Source organism: Flavobacterium johnsoniae UW101 (assembly GCF_000016645.1).
Taxonomy (GTDB): Bacteria; Bacteroidota; Bacteroidia; order Flavobacteriales; family Flavobacteriaceae; genus Flavobacterium; species Flavobacterium johnsoniae.
This window is the reverse complement of the sequence record NC_009441.1, coordinates 1,776,433-1,801,076: the sequence shown is the minus strand read 5'-3', so window position 1 is coordinate 1,801,076 and position 24,644 is coordinate 1,776,433. Positions and strand designations below refer to the sequence as shown.

Sequence of the window (24,644 nt, the reverse complement as noted above, 5' to 3'; positions counted from 1 at the left end):
GATTAAATTTCGTTTTTGAAACCAATGAAACAAGCCCTGATCGCATACTTTATACTACTGCCAATACTCTCATTTTCTCAGATAAATGGGAGCTTCACGATAGATTGGCAAAATAAAAAAGAGATAAATTACGGCGAGAGTAAAATCACAATTCCATACTTTTCAGGAGATGGTTTCCGCTTCGACATTACAAAAAAAAGCATAACATTACTGCTTAATCTGAACCAATCTAACATTTCAAACGGCAGTTTAGCTACGTTGACCAGTGTAAATTATGAAGCAGTTTCAAAAGCAGAATTAGGCGATTTACTACTTGAAAACATTCCCGATAAGCTTAATGAAACGTTAAAAATTACAAATTCGAGAGATATAAAGCAGGCTTTTCTGTTTCTTTCACCTATAATTAAAGAAGGCAGCAGCTTTAAACGTGTTAAGTCATTTTCATACTCAATTCAAAATACAACAGCCAGAACCAGCAGCTCTTCTACATTTCAAAAATCGGCTGCGATTTCAAATTCTGTTTTGGCTTCCGGTGATTGGTATCGCTTTTATATTGAAAAATCAGGCGTTTACAGGATTTCCAAATCTTTTTTACAAAGTCTGGGATTTGATCCAAGCAAAACTGATCCCAAAAGAATTAAAATTTACGGAAACGGCGGACGAATGCTCCCGCTGGCAAATAATGTTTATTATCCGGAAGATTTAGAAGAAAATGCTATCCAGATCATCGGTGAAAGTGATGGCGTGTTTAACAATGAAGATTATATCTTATTTTATGGTGAAGGAGTTGAAAATTGGGACTCTGAAAACCAAACCAATCTTAATTTATATGATACTAAATCCTATTATTATATAACCTCTGGAGAAAATGAAGGCAAAAGGATTTCTAACTTAAACCAGCCTGCAGGAAACAGTACTTTAGAGCTAAACACGTTTGATGACTATCAATTTCACGAAATCGACCAGACCAATATCGCCCATCTGGGACGTCAATGGCTTGGTGAATCTTTTGACATCAACCAAGAACAGGAATTCAGCTTCAGTTTCCCTAATCTTGATACGACAGTACCTGTAAAAATCGAATTAAATGCAGCTTCAGCAGCTTTTACTACAACTTCATTTGGAGTTTCGGCAAATGGGCAAAATATAGGAACAATTAATATTGGAAGTATCACAGCCTATTCTGATATTAAATATTTAACCGAAAAGCTTCCAAACAACACAACCTTTACTGGTGCAGAAACCATAAAAATTAAACTTACCTATAATAATAATGGTGTTCCGGGTTCAAAAGGTTATCTGGATTATATTAATCTTACTGCCAAAAGAAAACTACTGGGAACAGGAAAACAATTTAAGTTTCAATACAATCTTGCAGGCTCAACTACCGGAATCGTAAATTATAGTTTTGGAAACGCTGCAGGAATTTCTCAAATTTGGGATATTACAGACCTATATAATGTATCAAAAATCGAGAATACAAATCAAGCCTCTTTTAGCTTTAAAGCTTCTTTAGGAGAAATTAGAAAATATATTGCCATTGATGCGTCTGACTACTATACTCCTTTAAAAGAAAATCAATCTAAAGTTACCAATCAAAACTTAAAAGGAACTATTTTTAGAAACAGCCAAAACAACTTTCAGGATATTGATTATGTAATTGTAACGCCAAGATCATTAAGTTCTCAAGCCGAAAGACTCGCAAATTTTCACCGCACAAATTCTAATTTAAATGTAAAAGTAATTTCGCTTGAAAACATCTATCAGGAATTTTCTTCGGGAAAACAGGATATTGCAGCTATTAGAAACTGCATTCGATACATATATAATAATGCCTCTTCTTCAGATAAAAGAGTAAAATATTTAAATCTTTTTGGAGACGCTTCATTTGATTATAAAAACCGAATTGCAAATAACAATAATATTGTACCTATATATCAAGCCTTAAGAAGCAACTCTGTTGGCGAATCTGGATTTGCCTCTGATGATTTCTTTGGTCTTATGGATTCTAACGAAGGTGTTGTAGCTTTCCCTTTTGGCGGTATTGACATTGCTGTTGGGAGAATGTTAGTTTCAGACAATACACAGGCTCAGGAAATAGTCAATAAAGTTTTAGAATATCACGACGCAAAATCATACGGGAACTGGAAAAACAATGTCGTTTTAATAAGTGATGATTCTGACAGAGCTTCAGACGCCACGTTACAAACACGTCAAAATAATTTAGCGGATAAAATCTCAGCCGAAAAACCTTTTTTTAATGTCGATAAAATTCTTTTGGATTCTTATACTCAGGAAGCTTCTGCCGGAGGCGCTCGTTATCCAAAAGCCCGAACTGATTTTTTCAACGCATTTGAAAAAGGTGCATTAATCTTTAATTATCTGGGACACGGCGGTGAAGACGGTTTGGCAAGCGAAAGAATATGGGAAAAAGCAGATGGTCAAAACTTAAACAATCAATATAAATATCCGTTATTTATAACCATTACCTGTGAATTTTCAAGATTTGACGACCCTTCAAGACCTACTGCCGGAGAATATGTATTTTGGAATCCAAAAGGAGGCGCTATTTCTATGCTGACAACGATTCGCGAAATTGGTCAGTCTAATGCAGAAAATTTTAATGACATTCTAAACAAAAACCTGCTCTCGTACGGGTCAAATCAATACAACAGCATTGCAGAATCTCTTAGAATATCTAAAAACGAAAGTCCGAGTTCGTCAAGCAATGTTGTAGTATATCTTGGAGACCCTGCTTTGATGCTGGCGATTCCAAAACCCCGAATTAATTTAACGAAAATAAACGATATTGTGATTTCGCAGCCAATTCCTGACTTTAAATCATTGGCAAAAATTAAAATTTCAGGTGAAATTACAGATGAAAACAATGTTCTTTTAAGCAATTATAACGGCGAATTGGCAACAGCAATTTTCGACAAAATGATTACTTCTTCTACCTTAAATAATGATGGATATAGCCCTGCAATGTCATTTAAAACTTTGGGAGAAACCATATTTAGAGGAAACGCAACAGTAACCAATGGTCAGTTCGAATTTAGTTTTGTAGTTCCAAGAGACATACGCATACCGGTAGACAACGGCAGAATCAGCTTTTATTCAAAGAAAAACCAGGCTTTAGAAAATCAGTCAGGTTATAATACTATTATTAAAATTGGAGGAATAAATGAAAATGCACCTCAGGACAATATAAGTCCGAAAGTTAAGTTATATATGAACGATGAAACATTTGTGTCTGGCGGCATTACAAATGCATCACCGTTTCTTCTAGCCTTTTTGGAAGACGAAAATGGTATTAATACTGCCAGCGGAATTGGTCATGATATTGTAGCTGTATTAGATGGCGATACCAGCAATCCTTATATTTTGAACGATTATTATCAAACAAAATTAGATGATTACACAAACGGAAATTTACGTTTCCCGCTGCGAAATTTATCTGCAGGACTGCACACTATAACCTTTACAGCATGGGATGTTTACAACAATCCCGTAACAAGTGAAATACAATTTGTGGTTGTAGGAGATGAAGAATTAACATTATCACACGTTCTTAATTATCCTAATCCTTTTTCAACTTACACCCAATTTTGGTTTTCACACAACAGACCGTATGAACCTTTAGATGTTCAGGTTCAGGTCATGACAATTACAGGAAAAATTGTCTGGACTAAAAATCAAATTATAACAACAGAAGGCTTTTTATCGAGAGAAATTACGTGGGACGGAAGGGATGATTTTGGCGACCGGATTGGAAAAGGAGTTTATATCTATAAACTTACTGTTAAATCTAATTTAACAAATAAAAAAGCAGAAAAATACGAAAAACTTGTCATTCTATAATATTGTATATATTTGTAACATAAATACCATTACGCCCACAAATGAAAAAAATATCGCTTCTATTAATTTGCCTATTAATTACCACATTCGCAAAAGCCCAAGATATTGAGCGCCCTATCACAACTGGAGTACCATTTTTATTAGTAGCAGCCGATGCGAGAGCAGCTGGTTTAGGAGACCAGGGTGTTGCAACTTCTTCAGATGTTTTTTCTCAACAATGGAATCCTGCCAAATATGCTTTTGCAGAAGATGCGCAGGGACTTTCTATCAGCTACACTCCTTATTTAACAGATCTTGCCAATGATATTTCTCTTGGTCAGGTTACATATTACAACAAAATTAATGACCGAAGCGCCTTTGCCGGTAGTTTCCGTTATTTTGGTTTTGGAGGAATTGAACTGAGACAAACCGGAGATCCTAACGAACCTACAAGAGAAGTAAATCCAAATGAATTTGCTCTTGACGGATCTTATTCATTAAAATTAAGCGAAACATTCTCTATGGCAGTTGCAGCAAGATATATTCGCTCTAATTTAAAAGTAGCAACCGAAGAAATTGATGCATCAGCAGCAGGTTCTTTTGCTGTAGATGTTGCCGGATTTTATCAATCAGAAGAAATCGCTTATTCTGACTTTAATGGTAGATGGAGAGCTGGTTTCAATATCCAGAATTTAGGACCAAAAATAAGCTACGACCATGACGATTTAAGCGCCAACTTTTTACCGGCTAATTTAAGAGTTGGTGGAGGTTTTGATTTTATTTTTGATGATTACAACAAACTTGGAGTAAGCCTTGAACTTACAAAACTTTTAGTACCAACTCCTCCGGGACCTGGAACACCTTACGATGCTAACGGAGACGGTGACTTTACTGATCCGGGTGATATTTCACAGAGTCAGGCTGACGAAGCAAACTATAAAAAATACAAAGATATTGGCTGGGTATCTGGAATTTTCAAATCTTTTGGAGATGCTCCGGGCGGATTCAGCGAAGAATTAAAAGAAATCACCTATAGCGCTGCTGCAGAATATATGTATCAGGATGCTTTTGCAATGCGTTTAGGATACTACCACGAAAGCCCTATGAAAGGAGCTAAACAATTCTTCTCTTTAGGAGCAGGATTTAAATACAGCATGATAAAAGTTGATGTTTCATACTTATTCTCTGCATCAAAAGTTAAAAATCCTTTAGAAAATACACTTCGTTTCTCTTTAACCTTTAACTTTGGCGACAAATACGAAACGTACTAAATAAAAAACATAAAGAAAACTAACAATCCAAATTTCTGCATTTTAGAAATTTGGATTTTTTTTCCTCAAAATAAAATGAAAGAAATAAGCATTACATCGTCATTCACTATTTACGACACCATCAATGAGCTTTCTCAGGATGTTCAGGATTTAATGAATCAAGCCATCGAAATTCGTAAAAAAGCATACGCTCCTTATTCAAAATTTAGAGTTGGAGCCGCCTTACTTCTCGATAATGGAAAAGTAATTCTAGGATCTAATCAGGAAAACGCCGCATATCCGTCAGGTTTATGCGCAGAAAGGACAGCCATTTTTTATGCCGGAAGTATTTATCCCGAAGCTAAAATTTTAAAAATGGCAATTACTGCAGCTTCAGACACAAATCAAACTCAGGCACCAATTCCGCCGTGCGGTTCTTGCCGTCAGTCGATTGCAGAATATGAAATCAAACAAGACACCCCTATCGAAATTTATTTTATGGGTGAAATAGGTGAAGTTTACAAATCAGCATCCCTAAAAAATTTACTGCCTTTTATGTTTGATAAAAAGTTCTTGTAAAAAAAAGCCAAAAAGTATCGTTTTAATTTTAGTTCTTAAATGTAATGTCTTATTTTTGCATCCCGACCTTTCGGGCGCAAATTTGTGGGAGGAAACTATTTTGCGTTACAGGCAACAATAATCGATAACACAAACAACTTTAGCAAAAGAAAGAATTCAGATGAAAGAAGTTACAAAAGAGGTATATTTAAAGTGGTATGAGGACATGCTGCTTTGGAGAAAGTTTGAAGACAAACTTGCAGCATTATACATTCAACAAAAAGTTAGAGGTTTTCTACACTTATATAATGGTCAGGAAGCTGTATTAGCGGGTGCACTGCACGCTATGGACTTGACTAAAGACAAAATGATTACTGCTTACAGAAACCACGTTCAGCCAATTGGTATGGGAGTTGATCCTAGAAACGTAATGGCTGAGCTTTTAGGAAAAGCAACTGGAACTTCTAAAGGCATGGGAGGTTCAATGCACATTTTCTCTAAAGAACATGGTTTTTACGGTGGACACGGAATCGTAGGAGCTCAAATTCCTGTAGGAGCTGGTATTGCTTTTGCAGATAAATATTTCAATACTGGCGGTGTTACCATGACTTACTTTGGTGACGGAGCTGCTAGACAAGGTTCTCTTCACGAAGCTTTCAACATGGCTATGTTATGGAAACTTCCAGTTGTATTTATCGTTGAAAACAATGGTTATGCAATGGGAACTTCTGTAGAAAGAACTGCAAACCACACTGACATCTGGAAATTAGGTTTAGGTTACGAAATGCCTTGCGGACCTGTTGACGGAATGAACCCTGTAAAAGTTGCTGAAGCAATGCACGAAGCTATCGAAAGAGCTCGCCGTGGAGACGGACCAACTTTCCTTGAAATGAAAACGTACCGTTACAGAGGACACTCTATGTCTGATGCACAATTATACCGTTCTAAAGAAGAGGTTGAAGAGTACAAAAAAATCGACCCAATTACGCAGGTTCTTGACGTAATCTTGGATCAAAAATATGCTACAGCAGAAGAAATTGAAGTAATTGACCAAAGAGTTAAAGACTTAGTTGAAGAGTGTGCGAAATTCGCTGAAGAATCTCCATACCCAGACTTACAACAATTATACGATGTAGTATACGCACAAGAAGACTATCCATTTACACCTCATAAATTATAAGAATTATGGCAATTAAAGTAACTATGCCTCGTTTGAGCGATACAATGACGGAAGGAACGGTAGCAACTTGGCTTAAAAAAGTAGGCGACAAAGTAAGCGAAGGTGATATCTTAGCTGAAATCGAAACAGACAAAGCAACAATGGAGTTCGAATCTTTTAACGAAGGAACTCTTTTACATATCGGAATTCAAGCTGGAGAAACTGCTCCGGTTGACTCATTATTAGCAATCATTGGTAAAGAAGGAGAAGATATTTCTGCCCTTTTAGCTGGTGGTGACGCTCCAGCTGCCGAAGCTCCAAAAGCGGATGCTCCTGCTGCTGAAGCAAAAACTGAAACTGCTGCTCCTGCAAAAGCAGCTGAATTACCAAAAGGAGTTGTAGTTGTAACTATGCCTCGTTTGAGTGATACAATGACTGAAGGTACTGTAGCAACTTGGTTGAAAAAAGTTGGTGATACAGTAGCTGAAGGAGATATTTTAGCAGAAATTGAAACAGACAAAGCTACTATGGAGTTTGAGTCTTTCAATGCTGGAACATTATTATACATCGGAATTCAGGAAGGAAATACTGCACCAGTTGACAGCTTATTAGCTATCATTGGACCTGCAGGAACTGACATCTCTGGAATTGCTGAAAATTATACTGCTGGAGGCGCTGCAACTGCAAGTACTCCTGCTGCAGAAGAAAAAGCTGCACCTGCTGCTGAAAAAGCACCAGAAGCTGCTGCTGAAACTTCAAACGGAGGAAGAATTTTGGCTTCACCTTTAGCTAAAAAAATCGCTTCTGACAAAGGAATCCAATTAAGCCAGGTTAAAGGATCTGGAGAAAACGGACGTATCGTAAAAAGCGATATCGAAAACTTTACTCCATCTGCTCAAGCACAAACTGCTGCTTCTGCACCTGCTGCTAAACAAGAAGCATCTGCTCCTGCTGCACCAAAAGTATTTGTTCCTGCCGGAGAAGTTTACACAGAAGAGATCAAAAACTCTCAAATGCGTAAAATCATTGCAAAACGTCTTTCAGAATCTTTATTCACTGCGCCTCACTACAACTTAGTGATCGAAGTAAGTATGGACGAAGCAATGCAGGCAAGAGCTGCTATCAACAGCGTTCCGGATACAAAAGTATCTTTCAACGATATGGTAATCAAAGCTTGTGCTTTAGCATTGAAAAAACACCCAAAAATCAACTCTACTTGGAAAGAAGATGCTATCATCATCAACCACCACGTAAACATTGGTGTTGCTGTAGCTGTTGAAGACGGATTAGTAGTTCCTGTATTGAAATTTACTGACGCTATGAGTTTATCTCAAATTGGCGGTTCAGTAAGAGATCTTGCCGGAAGAGCTAAAAACAAAAAATTGGGACCACAAGAAATGGAAGGAAGTACTTTTACAGTATCTAACCTGGGTATGTTTGGTATTACTGAATTCAATTCAATTATCAACCAGCCAAACTCTGCAATCCTTTCTGTAGGTGCAATTGTTGAGAAACCAGTAGTTAAAAACGGTCAAATCGTAGTTGGAAACACAATGATGTTATCATTAGCTTGTGACCACAGAACAATCGACGGAGCAACTGGAGCTCAGTTCTTACAAACATTAAAACAATACATCGAAAGCCCGGTTACTATGCTGGCGTAATCTTTGTTAATTTTATAATTAAATCCCGTCCCGAAGTTTTTCGGGACGGGATTTTTTATTTAATTTCCCTCTTCAAATCCAATAACTTCACAAAATGAAAAAACTAACCTTTCTAATCTTATTTCTTACAGCAATTGCCTGCCAGAAAAAGGAACAAACAGAAAAAACAACAGTTGTTACAGATGAACACAGCTACTCTAAACCAGAACTTGCAGTAGTAAAGCATCTTGATCTTGACATTAAAGTTGATTTTGATACACAGACAATTTCAGGAAAAGCTTCCTGGACTATTGACAATATCAGTAAAGGAAATGAAATTATTTTCGACGAAAACACACTAAACATTACCAAAGTAACTTTAGGCGACGACGAAAAAGAAACCAAATTCGAACTTGGAAAAGATGTTGAGTTTCACGGAAAACCACTTCATGTTACAATCGAACCAAATACAACCAAAGTAAATATCTATTACAGCACAACTAAAGATGCTGTTGCATTACAATGGTTAACACCTGCACAAACTGCCGATAAAAAGAAACCTTTTCTATTCTCACAAGGAGAAAGCGTTTGGTCAAGAACCTGGATTCCTTGTCAGGATTCACCAGGAATTCGTTTTACCTACAATGCAAAAGTTACCGTTCCCAAAGATCTGTTAGCTGTAATGAGCGCTGTAAATCCGCAGAAAAAAAACGACACAGGAGTTTATACCTTTAAACAAGACAAAGCAATTCCATCTTACTTAATGGCAATTGCAGTTGGAGATATTGAATTTCAGGCAATTGACAACAGAACCGGAGTATATGCAGAACCATCAATGCTGAAAAAGTCGGCATGGGAATTTGCTGAACTCGGGAAAATGGTGGTTGCGGCCGAAAAATTATACGGACCTTACCGTTGGGGACGTTACGATGTTTTAGTTTTACCTCCAAGTTTCCCTTACGGCGGTATGGAAAATCCAAACTTAACATTCTTAACTCCTGGAGTAATTGCAGGAGATCGATCTCTAACAAGTTTGTTAGCACACGAATTAGGCCACAGCTGGAGCGGAAACCTGGTTACAAATGCAACTTGGGATGACATTTGGTTAAACGAAGGTTTTACAACTTATGTAGAACACCGTATTGGAGAAGCTATTTTTGGCAAAAAAGAATTTGAAATGCAAAACGTTATCACACGAAAAGAACTTGTTGATAATGTAGCAGAGTATGGCGATACAAATCCAGACACCAGACTTAAAGTTTCACTGACAGGAAGAAATCCTGACGACGGAATCAGCATGATTCCTTATGTAAAAGGTTATGCGTTTTTAAGAGTTATTGAAGATGCTGTAGGCCGTGAAAAATTTGATATTTTCATTAAAAATTATTTTGATGCACACGCTTTCAAATCAATTACAACAGAAGATTTCGTAAAATACATCAACGAAAACCTTATCAAAGGCGACAAAGCACTGGCTGATAAAATAAAACTGGAAGACTGGATTTACAAACCCGGAATTCCTTCAAACATAACTCCTGTAAGTTCTGCAGATTTTGACGCTATTGACGCTATCCAAAAAAGCTGGAGAGAAACAGGTGTTGCAGGTTTAAGCAAAAAAATTACTACAACAGCCGAAAAACAACATTTTATTGATCATCTTCCTGATGATATTACGGCAAAAGAAATGGAAGCGATTGACAAAGAATTCAATTTTACAAACGGAGGTAATTTCATCATTAAACGTCAATGGTTTGTTCAGGCAATCCGTCATCAATACAAAGCTGCAAATCCAGCAATTGAACAATTTTTAATTGGAAGCAGCAGAACCGGATCTGTAATGATGCTGTATAAAGAAATGGCCAAAACTCCAGAAGGAAAAACTTGGGCAAAACAAATTTTTGACAAAGCAAAATCTGGATATCACGCTACAACAATTCAGGCTTTTGAAAGCGTTGTGAAATAGTTTCCAGTCTCAGTATTCAGTCGCAGTTCTCAGCCCTAAGACCACATCTAACTGTTCACTGTGACTGAATACTGTGACTAAAACAAAAGCTAAAAAAAACCGATTACTTTGTAATCGGTTTTTTTTAGCTTTTGTTTTTAGCTTCGATCCATTTAGACATATACATTGTACTTTTATAAGCATGATGCTGCAATAAATTGCCCATAAAATTATGAAGGCGGTGGCTTTTAGAATCTGTCAGCAGAGAATTTACTATTGCCGTTAATTTATCTGAATAACTGCTTTTTTGATAACATTCATTGATAATCACAACGCCATTTTTTTGAGATTCTTTCCATAGATTTTCATCCTGATAAAGTGCAATTGCTTTTTTTGAAAACTGCTCTGGATCATTTTCAACAATTCCATTCCAAGGCAAAACACCATGCATAGCTTCAGAACCAATTGTTGTGGTTACACTTGGAGTTCCGCACTGCATCGCTTCTAACAATTTCCCTTTTAAACCTGCCCCAAAACGAATTGGCGCCAGAACAACCCGAGCCTTTTTCACTACTTCATTTGCATCTTCTGCCCTTCCCATAATAAAAAATCCATTTTTTGGCTGATGCAATTGTAATACTTTTTGCGACGGATAAGCACCGTAAACCTCCAAAACAGCTTCCGGAAAATCTTTCTTGATTAAAGGCCAGATTGCTTCTTTTAAATACTGAACTGTATTCCAATTCGGTTCATGAAGAAAATTGCCAATGAAAACAAAATTTTTCCGATCTTCAAATGAAGGTAATTTTAAAAGATCATTATCAGACATTTTATCAACTAAAAAAGGAAGATAAAAAAGTAAATCTCTGTTTATTCTAAAAACATCTTCCAGAATATCCATTTCAAATTCAGAAATAATAAGAGATAAATCACATCTCAAAATACTCGCAATTTCTCGTTTTGCCACTTCTTCAGAAAACAAATCGTGTATTTCAAATTTTCTGTTTTCTTTAAAAGCTTTCTGCCTTGCTGTTCGCAGACAATGCAAATCTTCTGTATCTAAAATTCGGATTGCATTTGGACACTTTTCCGTTACTCTCCAGCCAAATTGTTCTTCGATCATAAAACGATCAAACAATACAACATTAGGATTTAATGCAGCTATAAAATCATCGAAACTGGCAGAATTGAGCTCAATACTTTTCTTTTCTATTCCAAATTCAGATAAATCAACCATAAAATCACTGTCTAGAGCTGCACTGGCAAACGTAATTTCAAAACCATTTTCTTTAAAAATAGAAATCAGCTGCATCATCCTTCCGCCTGCTGCAGAAGAATTTGGCTCAGGCCAGACGAATCCAATTATGAGAAGTTTTTTTATCTGATTCATTGTAATTTATTTCAACTTACAAAATAATGCTTTTTTCGGCGCAATCCCGCGGCATTTCCTGATTTTTAGTAATAAAAAACACTAATTTTGCAGGAATAAAATGTTGGGAAATTATGTTGGGATTAAAATTAGCTACAGACCCTCGCTGGGTTAATATTGTAGAGTCGAATATTGAAGAAATTTTGACAGATCATGCGTGGTGCGAACAAAAAGCGGCTTCAAACGCCATTAGCATTGTAACCTATAATTCTGAAATAGAAGAATTAGTAACCGAAATGCTTATTATCGCCAGAGAAGAACTCGAACATTTTCAAATGGTTCATAATATTATAAAAGAACGCGGTCTTACTTTAGGGCGCGAACGAAAAGACCATTATGTAAATGAGCTTTTTAAATTCATGAAGAAAGACGGAAGCCGACGTGATGCACTCAGCGACCGATTACTGTTCTCTGCCATGATCGAAGCCAGAAGCTGTGAGCGTTTTAAAGTCCTTTCAGAAAATATTAAAGACGAAAAATTAGCTAAATTTTATCGCGATTTAATGATTTCTGAGGCCGGACATTATACTACTTTTTTAGGATTTGCCAGAAAATACCAAGATAATATCGACATCGACAAACGATGGAAAGAATGGATTGAATATGAAGGTTCTATTATTACCAATTATGGTAAAAAAGAAACCGTTCACGGATAAATTACGCCCTTTTTTACTCTATTTTTTTATTTAAACACCACAAATTGCTATGCAAAAAAGTAAATCCAGGTCAATCGTATTTAAAATTGCGAAGTATTTAGGGATAACTTTCGCTGTTATTTTAGCACTATTATTTTTAACGCCAATTGTTTTTGAAGATCAAATTAAAGAACAGATCAAAAAAACAGCCAACGAAAGACTGAGCGCAGAACTTAATTATTCTGATGTTTCCGTTTCGTTTTTTCGTCATTTTCCATCACTGACTTTAACCTTAGATAATTTAAGCCTTAATGGTTCTGCGCCATACAAAAACGAAAAATTTATTACCGCAAAAGAGGTTTCTTTTGGGATAAATGTCGCGAGTTTAATTTTCAGCAAATCGGTAAAAATTGACCAGATTTATTTATCTGATTCTTTTATAAATGTAAAAGTGAATCCAAACGGACAAGCCAATTATAACATTTATAAATCACAAGCCAAAGCCGCAGAAACCAAAGACAGTACTGATACCGCATTAAAACTGGAGCGAATTGAGATTTTAAACAGTAAAATTATTTACGACGATCAGTCAACAAAGGTACATTTTGATGCGTTTGGTTTTAATTATTTAGGAAAAGGCGATTTAAACAAAGCCGTTTTCGATTTATACTCAAAAGCTAAAATTGAAAAATTAAATATTGTTTATGAAAACGAACCGTATTTAATGAATAAAAAAGTAGATGCTGACTTAATTACAAAAGTCAACATCAACTCCCTTTCTTTCTTCTTCCAGCAAAACAACTTAAAAATCAACCAGCTTTTGGTCGATTTTAAAGGAAAATTCGACATTTTGAAAGACGGGTATAATATGGATTTTGTTATAAAATCTGACAACAGCGATTTGTATGATGTATTTACAGCTTTTCCGCCAAAATACATTACATGGCTTTCTAAAACAGAATTAAAAGGAAATACAAACCTTCTTTTAACACTAAAAGGAAATTACATCACATCTCAAAATATTGCTCCGGATTTGAATCTGGATGTCAAAATTGACAATGGATTTGTAAATTATAATAAAAGCGCCTTCCCGGTTTCTAATTTAAATTTAGACATTAAAACAAAAGTTCCGTCTTTAAATCCGGATCTTTTAACGGTTGATGCTAAAAACCTGTCTTTAAATATCAATCAGGATTATTTAAAATCCAAATTCTTTGTAAAAGGTATAAACACACCTGAAATCAATGCTGATTTTAAAGCTAAAATTAATCTCGAAAAACTAACAAAAGCATTCGGTATTCCAGATATTGAATTAAAAGGATCTTTGGCCGGAGATATTCAGGCGAATGGAAAATTCGACCAAAAAAACAAACTTTTCCCGGTTACCAAAGGAGTTTTTGACTTAGAAAACGGTTATCTGAAAACAAAATATTATCCAAACCCTATTACCAATATTACTATTAAATCTAAAATCGATAACCAAAAGGGAACTTTTGAAGATTTAAAAATCAAACTAAAACCAGCTCAGTTTACTTTTGAAGGAAAACCTGTTTTTGTAGAAGCCGATTTGAGTGATTTTAATGATTTAGCATACGATATTAAGGCAAAAGGAGAATTGGACGTTAACCGAATTTATAAAGTTTTCTCTCGAAAAGGACTTGATTTAGATGGTTTCATTAAAGCCGATTTAGTTTTAAAAGGAAAACAAAGCGATGCCGAAAAAGGAAATTACAGCAAATTATACAATAAAGGAACGCTTGAGCTGCGAAATATTGGCGTAGCATCTGAATATCTTCCTAAAAAATTCATTATCAAAGAAGGTATTTTCAAAATCAATCAGGATAAAATGTCTTTTAATAATTTCCTGGCTGCATACGGACAATCTGATTTTAAAATGAATGGTTATTTACAAAATGTTTTTAACTATGCAACCACAAATACAGGTGTTTTAAAAGGCTCTTTTAAAGTTTCGGCGCGATATATCAATGTAGATGAATTCATGTCGCAGACATCAGCAAATACTTCGGTAACAAAAACTCCAGCTCCAAAAACAGAAACAAAAACCGAACCTGAGCAAACTGGCGTTATTATTATCCCAACAAACCTGAATCTGCAATTATTAGCTAATGCTCAAAAAGTAAATTTTGACAAGCTGAACCTTCAAAATGCAACCGGCTATTTAACCATGAACAAAGGTAAATTAACGATGCAGAATACTGGTTTTAATTTAATTGGCTGTAATGTGGCTATGAATGCCAATTATCAGGCCGTAACGCCGCAAAAAGCAAATTTTGATTATGCTGTAAAAGCATCAGATTTTGATATTAAGCGAGCTTACAATGAAATTGAAGTTTTTAGAAAAATGGCAAGTGCCGCAGAAAAAGCTCAGGGAATTGTTTCTTTAGATTATAAATTAAAAGGCCGTTTAAACGGAAATATGGAACCGGTTTATCCTTCACTTGTTGGCGGCGGCGTACTTTCTGTAAAAGATGTAAAAGTTCGCGGTTTGAAAATGTTTAATGCTGTAAGCAAACAAACAAGTTCTGAATCAATGAAAAATCCTGATGTATCAAAAGTAGATATCAAAAGTACCGTTAAGAACAATATCATTACCGTAGAACGCTTTAAATTTAAATTTGCCGGCTTTAGACCCAGAATTGAAGGAACAACAAGTTTAGACGGAAAACTAAACTTAAAAATGCGTTTAGGACTTCCGCCGCTTGGTATATTTGGAATTCCGTTAACTGTTACAGGAACACAGGACAATCCTAAAGTAAAAGTAGGCCGTAAAACGGAAGATCTGGAAGAAACAAAAGATACTGAAAATTAGATATTTTTAGCACAAAAAAATCTTTCTAAACCTTTGTCGAAGTTTAAACTCGACAAAGGTTTTTTCTTTTTAGAATGCCGGAGTTACGATAAATAATATTTGAGAAGCATATAATATACCTTTACCCAAAAGCCATAATAACCCGGCAAGCCCCATTAATTTCCAAGCCCAGGCTTTTCCTCTTTTCCAATCAGAGAAAAACGAAAAGATCTCCATATATTTTATTATAATAAATATACTGCCTCCTATTAATGAAAACCAGATAATTTCATTTAAGCGGAAAGAATAACTATAAATCAAAACCGACAGAAGAAAAACAACAGTTACAAACTGCATATAGTAATAATTTCTATAACTGTATTTATGATTTATTCTACAAGATAAAATCAGGAACGACAACATTAATAAACTTACCAATGCCGATATTATATTGTTAAAAACAGGATTAAACTGCCAGGCAAGCGCAATGAAAGCAATAAGAGCTATAACCGTACAAGCTCCTAATGAATTGATACTTCGGTCTCTATTATCATCTTTGACAAACGGAAATAAAACAGGATAAATATATTTCTCTAAAGAACGCCAAAAAGGCAAGGCATAAATCGCCGCAATGCCAGAAAGAACTATTTCATAGTTGTAGAAAATATCTTCTGGAACTTTATACAATACATAAAAAAGAGCAAGCGTAACGATAACAGCAGGAAAACTGATTGTTTTTACTGTTTCCCACGGATCAGATCCCCAAAAGTTATTTTCTATTTCATAAACATACTTTTTAACCCAGTATTCTTTAGTAAATACAGCTGTCGACTGGCTCCATAATAAAAACAGTCCCAAATGAATAATTACGGTTCTCATTACAAACTCATCGATTACACAGCCATAAAATACACAGGCCGCACCAATTAACAGCAATTCGTAGGTTAACAAAACCGGAGAAAACAAAAATTTTAATAAAGGCGCCAGACGATTAATTAAAAACTGAATGAGCATACCCCAATATCGTTTAAATAAAGCAATAAGGGCGCAAACAGCAATAAACGCCGATAAATAAAACATCCAATTGGTAAGTAACTGTGTCTGCATCCAGAATTGAATTGCAGAATCTTTTGGCGGGGAATATATTACATGAGAGTTTGCAAAAATCTGCTTTGCTAACTCATCTCTTACATTTTCATTGAATTGAGGAAACTGGTTTTTATTTTTGAGCCAAAACGGAGCGGCATCAAAACCATTCTTTTTTAAAACTTCAAACTCGTATAAAATACTTTTTTGTTTATCGTTTAATAAACTTATGTGATTTGCAATACTGTCTGATACTGTTTTTCCGTACACGCTAAAACAGGACAAGAGTATAAATACTACTATTTTTTTCAACTTTTTTAATTTAAAGAGACAAACCTTTCTTAGCAAATGTAAGTTTTAAAAGTATAAAAATAAAAAAACCCGATCTTTTCAGAACGGGTTTTTTATAAAAAGTAAATCTTTGATTATTATGCCTCGAAAGGAATAATAGATACATAAGATTTGTTATCTCTTTTCTTTTGGAACTTAACAACTCCAGCTACTCTTGCGTGTAGTGTGTGATCTTTACTGATGTAAACGTTTTCACCTGGATTGTGTTTTGAACCTCTTTGTCTAACGATGATGTTCCCAGCAATAGCAGCTTGACCACCATAAATCTTAACGCCTAAACGTTTTGATTCTGATTCTCTACCATTCTTCGAACTACCGACACCTTTCTTATGAGCCATGACGTATGAGTTTAAATATTGTTATTATTCTTTAGTAGCTTCTTTCTTTGCTTTTGGAGCTGCTTTTTTTGCTTTTGGAGCTGCTTCTACTTCTTCAGTAGCTGCTGCTTCTTCTGCTACAACTGCTTTTTTAGCTGCTGCTTTTTTAGTTCCTCCTGCTGCAGTAATACCTTCAATTACAATTTGAGTAAGATATTGTCTGTGACCATTTCTTTTTTTGTATCCTTTTCTTCTTTTCTTTTTGAAAACGATAACTTTATCTCCTTTTAAGTGTTGTAACACTTTAGCTTCTACTGAAGCACCTTCTATAGCTGGGGCGCCTAAAGTTACATTTCCATTATCGTCTAACAAAAGAACTTTGTCAAAAGAAACTTTTGAACCTTCTTCGTTAGCTAAACGGTGAACATAAACCTTTAAGTCTTTGCTTACTTTAAATTGTTGCCCTGCTATCTCTACGATTGCATACATACCAAATTGATTTATTGATTTTTAAGGTTGCAAATATACAACTAATAATTTACTGTGCAATCTCTTATTCTAAAAATATTTATTTCCGTTTAAAGTCTGTTTTTCAAGCACTTTTACAGTAAATTCCGCGTTTAATTATATGTAATTTACTGTTAAAATAAAATCGATTCTTTTGAAATTTAGAAAACCTCCATAAAAAAGGTTACTTTTGATGTAACTATAAACAAATCTTTACTACCAATCTTTATAGGTATAAATTTTATTAATCTTTATGAAAAATTCAATAATGATGTTAAGTGCTGCACTAATGCTTGGCGGAGTGGCTCATGCTCAAAAAGTAGCTTTTGAAGAATACAATTTAGACAACGGCATGCATGTCATTCTACATAACGACCCATCGGCTCCAGTGGTCATTACATCTGTAATGTATCATGTAGGATCAAAAGACGAACGTCCGGATCGTACTGGTTTTGCGCATTTCTTCGAACATTTGTTATTTGAAGGAACACAAAACATTAAACGCGGTGAATGGATGAAAATCGTTACCGCAAACGGCGGTGTGAATAACGCCAACACATCAGACGACAGAACGTATTACTACGAAGTTTTTCCGTCTAATAATTTAGAACTGGGTTTATGGATGGAATCTGAAAGATTAATGCATCCTATTATCAATAAAATTGGAGTTGAAACGCAGAATGAAGTTGTAAAAGAAGAAAAAAGAATGCGTTACGACAATCAGCCCTATGGAAATATTCTTCCGGAGGTTAAAAAGAATATGTTCAAAAATCATCCATACCGCTGGACAACAATTGGATCTATGAAAGATTTAGATGCCGCAACTCTTGAAGAGTTTCAGGCATTTAACAAAAAATTCTATACTCCAAACAATGCTGTTTTAGTTGTTGCAGGAGATTTTGACAAAACAAAAGCAAAAGAATGGATTCAGAAATATTTTGGACCAATTCCGAGAGGCGAAGAAGTTAAAAAACAAACTTTTACAGAAGAACCTATCACGCAGACCATCAGATCAACATACGAAGATCCAAATATTCAGATTCCGATGATTGTCGCTTCGTACAGAACACCGTCAATGAAAACAAGAGACGCAAGAGTTTTAGATTTGATATCCTCTTATTTAAGTGATGGAAAAAGCTCTAAATTGTACAAAAAGATAGTTGACGACAAAAAAATGGCGCTTCAAATTGGCGCTGTAGGCTTTAGTCAGGAAGATTACGGAACTTATATATTATACGGCCTGCCAATGGCTCCAAATACTTCTGCCGATATTTTAAAAGAAATGGATGAAGAAATCGTAAAAATCCAAACCGATTTGATTTCTGAAAAAGATTACCAAAAATTACAAAACAAATTCGATAATAATTTTGTGAATGCAAATGCAAGCGTAGAAGGAATTGCAGAGAATTTGGCTTCGTACTATTTACTTTATGGAGACGTGAATTTAATCAATACCGAAATTGATATTTACCATTCTATTACAAGAGAAGAAATTAGAGAAGTGGCCAAGAAATATCTAAACCCAAATCAGCGCTTAATTTTAGATTACATTCCTTCCCCAAAATCTCAGAACTAAGAATATCGAATCATGAAAAATTTACATACTTTTTTAATCCTTTTATTCCTAACTGGAATTATGCAAGCACAAGATCGTCCACAACCAAAACCCGGAAACCCGCCGGTAGTAAACATAAAAAAACCTCAAACCTTTGTATTATCAAATGGTATGAAGGTGTTAATTGTTGAAAATCATAAACTGCCCCGCGTAAGTTTTAACCTTACACTAGACAACGCGCCCTTTACAGAAGGAAATAAAAAAGGAGTTGATGAATTAACAACAAGTTTAATTGGCAACGGAACTAAGAAAACTCCAAAAGAAGCTTTTAATGAAGAAATCGACTTTTATGGTGCCAATATCAATTTTACATCTCAGGGAGCTTTTGCCAGCGCATTATCTAAATATTCAGGACGTGTTTTAGAACTTCTTGCCGAAGGAGCTTTGCTGCCAAATTTCACTCAAACTGAATTCGACAAAGAAAAAGCAAAATTACTTGAAGGACTTAAAGCCGATGAAAAAAGTGTTCCGGCTATTTCAAATCGTGTAGTTGACGTTTTGGCCTTTGGAAAAAATCATCCTTCTGGAGAATACATTTCTGAAGAAACGGTAAAAAATGTTACCCTGGAAGATGTTCAAAAAAACTATAATACTTATTTCGTCCCAGAAAACGCATACCTGGTTATCATTGGTGATGTCAAGTTTAAAGAAACCAAAGCTGCTGTAGAAAAACTTTTCAGCGGATGGAAAAAACAGGCTGCACCAAAAAACACTTATCCAAATCCTGAAAATGCCTCAGCACTTCAAATTGATTTTGTTGATGTCCCAAATGCGGTTCAATCAGAGATTTCTTTGGTAAATACTGTAAATCTAAGAATGAGTGATCCTGATTTTTTCCCTGCCGTGATTGCCAATCAAATTCTGGGCGGCGATTTTAACAGCTACCTAAACATGAATTTACGTGAACAGCACGCGTGGACTTACGGAGCAAATTCAAGCATTGGAAGCGGAAAATATGTAACTAAATTCAAAGCTTCATCTGCTGTTCGTAATACCGTTACAGACAGTGCAGTTGTTCAGTTTATAAAAGAAATAAAAAGAGTACGAACTGAAAGAGTTGATCCAGAAGTTTTAAGAAACGTAAAAGCAGGATACATTGGGCGTTTTGTAATGCAGGTCGAAAAACCACAAGCTGTTGCCCGATATGCTTTAAACATTGAAACAGAAAAACTTCCGGCAGATTTCTACGAAAAATACATTCAGACTATAAACAATGTAACGGCCGATGATATTTTCCGCGTAGCAAACAAGTATTTTTTACTTGACAATATGCGAATTGTTATTGTTGGAAAAGGCTCTGACGTAATTTCAGGTTTAGAAAAACTTCAAATTCCGATTTATTATTTTGACAAATACGGAAATCCGGTTGAAAAACCTGCTGTTAAAAAAGAAGCTCCAACAAACATTACAGCAAAAACGGTTTTCGAAAATTATATTAATGCAATTGGCGGAGAAAAAGCAGTAACAGCTGTAAAAACCCTTAACATGAACGGAACAACAAAAGTACCGCAGGCTCCGGGTCCGTTGACTTTTGTTTCTAAATTGGATTCTAAAGGAAAAATGATGGTTTCTCTTTCTATGGGAACCATGGATTTAATGAAACAGGTTGTAAATGAAAAAGGCGCTTATATAGAACAACAGGGGAAACGCAAAAATCTTGAAGGAAATGATCTTAAAGAAATGAAAGCAAACGCTGCTCCTTTTGAGGAATTACAATTAGTAAAAAGAACTGATTTAAAAGTTCAGGGTATTGAGCCAATCAACGGAAGTGATGCTTATGCTATAAAAGACGGCAATACAACTCATTATTATGATATAAAAACAGGACTAAAAGTAGCTAAATCTAAAGTTCGTGAACAAGACGGAAAATCGGTTACTCAAATTACAAATTTCAACGATTACAGAGTTGTAAAAGGCGTAAAAGTTCCTTTTAATTTAGTACAGAACATTGGTTTTGAATTAGACATCAAAATGACTGACATTAAAATCAACGAAGGCGTTTCTGATGCAGATTTTTTATAAAAAAGATGCTAAGAAACTAAGCTGCTAAGGGTCTAAGATTTTTAAGAGCTTTGTCAAGGTTTAAAACTTTGACAAAGCTCTTTTTTTATTTCTCGTTTTTTCATTCTGAGCATCTTAAACTTTTGGCGAGTTTTTTGTCAGGCTGAGCGAAGTCGAAGCCCATTGCACTCATAACTCATAATTCATAACTCAAGAAATCTATTTCTTAGCCGATAAATACACTCCAATTAAAATAATAAAAGCACCAAAAAACTGAATCGGCGTAAGCATTTCATTGTCTAATAAGCCCCAAAAGAAAGCTACAATTGGAATTAAATACGTTACTGAAGTTGCAAATACAGGAGATGAAATCTGAATTAATTTAAAGAACAAAACATTCGCAATTCCGGTTCCTAAAACTCCCAAAATCATTACAAACAAAATAGAATGCTGCGCTTCCTGAATATGCATTCTCTGAGAAAAATCGGTAGTACTCAAAATAATCAAAGCCGGAATAAGCAGTATGGCAAAATTTCCTGTTGTGATACTCAGCGAATTTAAATCAGATAAATATTTCTTGATCAAATTAACGTTTATGGCATAACTCAGCGTTGCAATAACTACCAATAAAACATATAAGTAATTTTGCGTTCCTCCTGCAGAATCTCCGCTTAAAACCAAAAGCAGACATCCCAGAAGCCCAATAAAAACACCTAAAACCTGCCGCTTTTGAAACTGGATTCCGAAAATAAGAATTCCCAGCACTAAAGTATTTAAAGGCGTAAGCGAATTCAAAATAGCCACGATTGAACTGTCAACTTCAGTCTCGGCAATAGCAAACAGAAAGGCCGGAGTAAAAGTTCCAAAAAAAGACGTTATGGCAACAAATTTCCATTGACGGCGCGATATCTTTCCTAAACTCTTAAAGCCGACAATTAATAAAAAGAGAGCTGCAAAAATAATTCTAAACGAACCAACCTGAATTGCTGTTAATCCAACCAATCCTCTTTTGATTAAGATAAAAGAACTTCCCCAAATTAAGGACAAGATTAATAAGTAAGCCCACTTTAATTGTTTTGCATTCATATAAACTATTTTACTGCAAATTTGTACTATTTTTATGAACTGACCTCTCGTTTTTTACTAATTTTGCAAAGTACACAATTACTCAATTAAAATTATATATAATGAAATTTACAAAGATCATTGCTTCATTAGCAATTGCAGGTTTAGTATTTGTAAGCTGCAAAAAAGAAGAAGATAAAAATCTGGCTAATATAAAACCATTAGAAACAACTGCTAGACAACAGAAAGCCATTGCTGCTGAAAATGTACAAACTGCAAGTTTTAAAATTGAAGGAATGACTTGTGCAATGGGATGCGCTAAAACAATCGAAAAAGAATTATCGAATCTTGATGGTGTTGAAAAAGCTGCTGTTGATTTCGACAAAAAAACAGCAACGGTTACTTTTGATAAAACGGTTCAAAATCAAGAATCTTTAACAAAAATTGTTCAGGAAACCGGAGACGGAAAAACATACAAAGTTTCAGACTTTAAATCTTAAGTTTAAACTTTACCCAAACAAAAACGGCGTTCAATTGAACGCCGTTTTTTATTTCTTAATTATTTTTTATTTCCACTTTAAAGTTTCCATTATACGCTGCATGTCATTTTTGATATAACTCGCTGCCGGCATAATCGAATCAAAATTAGGTTTTGCATAAAAATAAACCGATCCTGCTATAAAATGTTTTGTACTGTCTGTAACATAAAACTGAGAGTTTGTCGCTGCATTACCATCAACCTGATAAAACATTCCGTAAACCTTTTTTTCAGGATTTATATAAGGCTGTTCTAAAATATCATCGGCTTTAATAACGTGCTCATAAGTAAGCTTTTGCGCATCTTTTAACAGCTTTTCAATATTACCGTTTACAGGTTTGTAAGTTAAATATATAGTCGCTTTCATTTTTGGATAAGTAATCGCAAATCCGCAGTCTTTTTCGCCTTTAATAACAGCGTCTTCATTCATCTGAAAAACAAAGGGGCAGTTATTTTCAAAATTAACGTATTTAGCTTCCGGATAATCTAATCTCAGGAAACCTGCAGGTTTTGGCAGCACATCGTCTTTACAGCTTACGACTGTTAATGTCAGCAAAATTGCAGTTACTGAAAGGATTTTTTTTAACATTTATTCTATTGTTACTTTTATTTGTTTTACACGCTTTTTGTCAACGGTTTCTATTGTAAAAACACAATTCTCAAAAGCTATTTTTTGATCTTTTTTAGGAAAATTACCCAGAATTTCCAGAATAAAACCGGCTAAAGTTTCAGCTTCGCCTTTACTGGCTTCAAATACATCTTCATCAACATCAACAATTCTGTAGAAATCTTTAAGATTTATTTTTCCTTCAAAAAGAAAATTCTTTTCGTCAATTTGAGAGAAATTCAAATTCTCGTCATCAAATTCATCGCTTATATCCCCTACTATTTCTTCGATTACATCTTCAAGAGAAACCAATCCTGATGTACCGCCATATTCGTCTACTACAATAGCAAGATGACTTTTTAGGCTTTGAAAATCTTTTAGCAGATTATCCAGTTTTTTATTCTCAGGAACAAAAAATGGTTCGCGCATTAAAGAAGCCCAGTCAAAATCGTCTTTGTCGATATGAGGCAATAAATCTTTTACGAATAAAACGCCTTCAATCTGGTCAATATTATCACGATAAACCGGAATTCTCGAAAATCCTTTTTCGATTATTTTAGGGCAGATTGCAGAAAATGGTTCTGTTATTTCCAGAGCAAATATATCAATCCTCGGACTCATAACCTGCTTTGTATCTGTATTTCCAAAAGAAACAATTCCTTCCAGAATTTTTTGTTCTTCTGTTGATGTTCCTTCAGAATCTGTTAATTCTAAAGCCTGAGAAAGCTGGTTAATCGAAAAATTATTTTTTTGTTTTCCTAATTTATTGTGCAAATATAAAGTAACCCTGCGCATAGGCAAGCTAATTGGCGACAGTAATTTATCTAAAATTGAAATGGAATAGGCAAAACGTTTGGCAAATTTAATATTGTTTCGGCTGGCGTATACTTTTGGAAGTACTTCTCCAAACAATAAAATAAAAAAAGTAACCAGGATTACTTCTAAAATAAATTTTAAAACAGGAGACTCAACGCCCGAAAAAATGTTTCTTCCTATAAAAGAAAACAGGATAACAACTCCAATATTTAAAAAATTATTGGCTACTAATAACGTCGCTAAGAGCTTTTTGGGTCTGTCTAAAAGGTTGGAGATGATTTTTCCTTTTGAGTCATTTTCCTGAAGAGTATCATCGATATCTTTTTGAGATAAAGAAAAAAGTGCAACTTCGGCACCTGAAACAATTGCTGACAAAAACAGCAAAATAAATATTCCGACAAAACCAATAATTAAATTGGTGTCTAAAGTTGTAGTAAAAAATAAACTGGGCTCCGGGTCCAAATTACATAAGATTA

18 protein-coding genes are annotated in these 24,644 nt (G+C 34.9%); 11 read left to right on the top strand and 7 right to left on the bottom strand.

Translation table 11 applies throughout. The features are described 5' to 3' along the window. Window positions 1–24 precede the first annotated feature (24 nt). The 6 genes from porU to FJOH_RS08045 all read left to right on the top strand — a co-directional run bounded on the left by porU (window position 25) and on the right by FJOH_RS08045 (window position 10,413). On the top strand, window positions 25–3,861 hold the full coding sequence (gene porU / locus FJOH_RS08070; RefSeq protein ID WP_012023632.1) for a type IX secretion system sortase PorU: 3,837 nt from the start codon (window positions 25–27) through the stop codon (window positions 3,859–3,861). A gap of 41 nt (window positions 3,862–3,902) precedes the next feature. Beyond that, the gene (gene porV / locus FJOH_RS08065; protein WP_012023631.1) at window positions 3,903–5,111 is read left to right on the top strand and encodes a type IX secretion system outer membrane channel protein PorV; all 1,209 of its coding nucleotides are present in this window, start codon (window positions 3,903–3,905) and stop codon (window positions 5,109–5,111) included. Window positions 5,112–5,186: 75 nt separating this feature from the next. After that, window positions 5,187–5,669 carry a cytidine deaminase gene (gene cdd / locus FJOH_RS08060; protein WP_012023630.1) on the top strand — a complete coding sequence of 161 codons (483 nt, stop codon included), beginning with the start codon at window positions 5,187–5,189 and terminating at the stop codon, window positions 5,667–5,669. A gap of 160 nt (window positions 5,670–5,829) precedes the next feature. Further along, on the top strand, window positions 5,830–6,828 hold the full coding sequence (gene pdhA / locus FJOH_RS08055) for a pyruvate dehydrogenase (acetyl-transferring) E1 component subunit alpha (RefSeq protein WP_012023629.1): 999 nt from the start codon (window positions 5,830–5,832) through the stop codon (window positions 6,826–6,828). A gap of 5 nt (window positions 6,829–6,833) precedes the next feature. After that, a complete protein-coding gene (locus FJOH_RS08050; RefSeq protein WP_012023628.1) occupies window positions 6,834–8,471 on the top strand; it encodes a pyruvate dehydrogenase complex dihydrolipoamide acetyltransferase in 1,638 nt (545 codons plus the stop codon). Window positions 8,472–8,565: 94 nt separating this feature from the next. Beyond that, complete coding sequence (locus tag FJOH_RS08045) at window positions 8,566–10,413, top strand: hydrolase/aminopeptidase (protein ID WP_012023627.1); 1,848 nt, start codon at window positions 8,566–8,568, stop codon at window positions 10,411–10,413. A 124-nt stretch (window positions 10,414–10,537) separates the two neighbouring features. On the opposite strand, the gene FJOH_RS08040 is transcribed toward FJOH_RS08045, so the two are convergent. Further along, window positions 10,538–11,782, bottom strand: a complete 1,245-nt coding sequence (locus FJOH_RS08040; protein ID WP_012023626.1) for a glycosyltransferase — start codon at window positions 11,780–11,782, stop codon at window positions 10,538–10,540. 113 nt (window positions 11,783–11,895) lie between these two features. Between FJOH_RS08040 and miaE the strand changes: the two genes are divergently transcribed. Together miaE and FJOH_RS08030 are read left to right on the top strand one after the other, a co-directional pair. Continuing rightward, entirely contained in the window at window positions 11,896–12,477 is a 582-nt protein-coding gene (gene miaE / locus FJOH_RS08035; RefSeq protein WP_012023625.1) for a tRNA-(ms[2]io[6]A)-hydroxylase, read from the top strand. Between the two features lie 49 nt (window positions 12,478–12,526). Then, window positions 12,527–15,286, top strand: a complete 2,760-nt coding sequence (locus tag FJOH_RS08030) for an AsmA-like C-terminal region-containing protein (RefSeq protein WP_012023624.1) — start codon at window positions 12,527–12,529, stop codon at window positions 15,284–15,286. Window positions 15,287–15,355: 69 nt separating this feature from the next. Here the strand turns inward: FJOH_RS08030 and FJOH_RS08025 are convergent, their stop codons facing one another. The 3 genes from FJOH_RS08025 to rplU all read right to left on the bottom strand — a co-directional run bounded on the left by FJOH_RS08025 (window position 15,356) and on the right by rplU (window position 17,508). Further along, window positions 15,356–16,663 carry a hypothetical protein gene (locus FJOH_RS08025; protein WP_235023008.1) on the bottom strand — a complete coding sequence of 436 codons (1,308 nt, stop codon included), beginning with the start codon at window positions 16,661–16,663 and terminating at the stop codon, window positions 15,356–15,358. A 116-nt stretch (window positions 16,664–16,779) separates the two neighbouring features. Further along, window positions 16,780–17,040: a 50S ribosomal protein L27 gene (rpmA, locus tag FJOH_RS08020; RefSeq protein ID WP_012023622.1), complete on the bottom strand. Its 261-nt coding sequence runs from the start codon at window positions 17,038–17,040 to the stop codon at window positions 16,780–16,782. Window positions 17,041–17,064: 24 nt separating this feature from the next. Further along, the gene (rplU, locus tag FJOH_RS08015) at window positions 17,065–17,508 is read right to left on the bottom strand and encodes a 50S ribosomal protein L21 (protein ID WP_012023621.1); all 444 of its coding nucleotides are present in this window, start codon (window positions 17,506–17,508) and stop codon (window positions 17,065–17,067) included. Between the two features lie 271 nt (window positions 17,509–17,779). Here rplU and FJOH_RS08010 point away from each other — a divergent pair, with 271 nt between their 5' ends. Then, window positions 17,780–19,102: a M16 family metallopeptidase gene (locus FJOH_RS08010; RefSeq protein WP_012023620.1), complete on the top strand. Its 1,323-nt coding sequence runs from the start codon at window positions 17,780–17,782 to the stop codon at window positions 19,100–19,102. A 12-nt stretch (window positions 19,103–19,114) separates the two neighbouring features. Further along, a complete protein-coding gene (locus FJOH_RS08005; RefSeq protein WP_012023619.1) occupies window positions 19,115–21,163 on the top strand; it encodes a M16 family metallopeptidase in 2,049 nt (682 codons plus the stop codon). A 198-nt stretch (window positions 21,164–21,361) separates the two neighbouring features. Here the strand turns inward: FJOH_RS08005 and FJOH_RS08000 are convergent, their stop codons facing one another. Continuing rightward, window positions 21,362–22,228: a DMT family transporter gene (locus FJOH_RS08000; protein WP_012023618.1), complete on the bottom strand. Its 867-nt coding sequence runs from the start codon at window positions 22,226–22,228 to the stop codon at window positions 21,362–21,364. A 101-nt stretch (window positions 22,229–22,329) separates the two neighbouring features. Here FJOH_RS08000 and FJOH_RS07995 point away from each other — a divergent pair, with 101 nt between their 5' ends. After that, a complete protein-coding gene (locus FJOH_RS07995; RefSeq protein ID WP_012023617.1) occupies window positions 22,330–22,707 on the top strand; it encodes a heavy-metal-associated domain-containing protein in 378 nt (125 codons plus the stop codon). 66 nt (window positions 22,708–22,773) lie between these two features. Here the strand turns inward: FJOH_RS07995 and gldD are convergent, their stop codons facing one another. Both gldD and FJOH_RS07985 read right to left on the bottom strand, forming a co-directional pair. Beyond that, window positions 22,774–23,334: a gliding motility lipoprotein GldD gene (gene gldD / locus FJOH_RS07990; RefSeq protein ID WP_012023616.1), complete on the bottom strand. Its 561-nt coding sequence runs from the start codon at window positions 23,332–23,334 to the stop codon at window positions 22,774–22,776. Next, a complete protein-coding gene (locus FJOH_RS07985; RefSeq protein ID WP_012023615.1) occupies window positions 23,335–24,630 on the bottom strand; it encodes a gliding motility-associated protein GldE in 1,296 nt (431 codons plus the stop codon). It abuts the gene before it with no gap. Window positions 24,631–24,644 lie beyond the last annotated feature (14 nt).

What these genes read in the sequence shown, in the direction of transcription:
- porU (WP_012023632.1), top strand. Translation starts at nt 25, where the DNA reads ATGAAACAAGCCCTGATCGCATACTTTATACTACTGCCAATACTCTCA.
- porV (WP_012023631.1), top strand. Translation starts at nt 3,903, where the DNA reads ATGAAAAAAATATCGCTTCTATTAATTTGCCTATTAATTACCACATTC.
- cdd (WP_012023630.1), top strand. Translation starts at nt 5,187, where the DNA reads ATGAAAGAAATAAGCATTACATCGTCATTCACTATTTACGACACCATC.
- pdhA (WP_012023629.1), top strand. Translation starts at nt 5,830, where the DNA reads ATGAAAGAAGTTACAAAAGAGGTATATTTAAAGTGGTATGAGGACATG.
- FJOH_RS08050 (WP_012023628.1), top strand. Translation starts at nt 6,834, where the DNA reads ATGGCAATTAAAGTAACTATGCCTCGTTTGAGCGATACAATGACGGAA.
- FJOH_RS08045 (WP_012023627.1), top strand. Translation starts at nt 8,566, where the DNA reads ATGAAAAAACTAACCTTTCTAATCTTATTTCTTACAGCAATTGCCTGC.
- FJOH_RS08040 (WP_012023626.1), bottom strand. Translation starts at nt 11,782, where the DNA reads ATGAATCAGATAAAAAAACTTCTCATAATTGGATTCGTCTGGCCTGAG.
- miaE (WP_012023625.1), top strand. Translation starts at nt 11,896, where the DNA reads ATGTTGGGATTAAAATTAGCTACAGACCCTCGCTGGGTTAATATTGTA.
- FJOH_RS08030 (WP_012023624.1), top strand. Translation starts at nt 12,527, where the DNA reads ATGCAAAAAAGTAAATCCAGGTCAATCGTATTTAAAATTGCGAAGTAT.
- rpmA (WP_012023622.1), bottom strand. Translation starts at nt 17,040, where the DNA reads ATGGCTCATAAGAAAGGTGTCGGTAGTTCGAAGAATGGTAGAGAATCA.
- rplU (WP_012023621.1), bottom strand. Translation starts at nt 17,508, where the DNA reads ATGTATGCAATCGTAGAGATAGCAGGGCAACAATTTAAAGTAAGCAAA.
- FJOH_RS08010 (WP_012023620.1), top strand. Translation starts at nt 17,780, where the DNA reads ATGAAAAATTCAATAATGATGTTAAGTGCTGCACTAATGCTTGGCGGA.
- FJOH_RS08005 (WP_012023619.1), top strand. Translation starts at nt 19,115, where the DNA reads ATGAAAAATTTACATACTTTTTTAATCCTTTTATTCCTAACTGGAATT.
- FJOH_RS08000 (WP_012023618.1), bottom strand. Translation starts at nt 22,228, where the DNA reads ATGAATGCAAAACAATTAAAGTGGGCTTACTTATTAATCTTGTCCTTA.
- FJOH_RS07995 (WP_012023617.1), top strand. Translation starts at nt 22,330, where the DNA reads ATGAAATTTACAAAGATCATTGCTTCATTAGCAATTGCAGGTTTAGTA.
- gldD (WP_012023616.1), bottom strand. Translation starts at nt 23,334, where the DNA reads ATGTTAAAAAAAATCCTTTCAGTAACTGCAATTTTGCTGACATTAACA.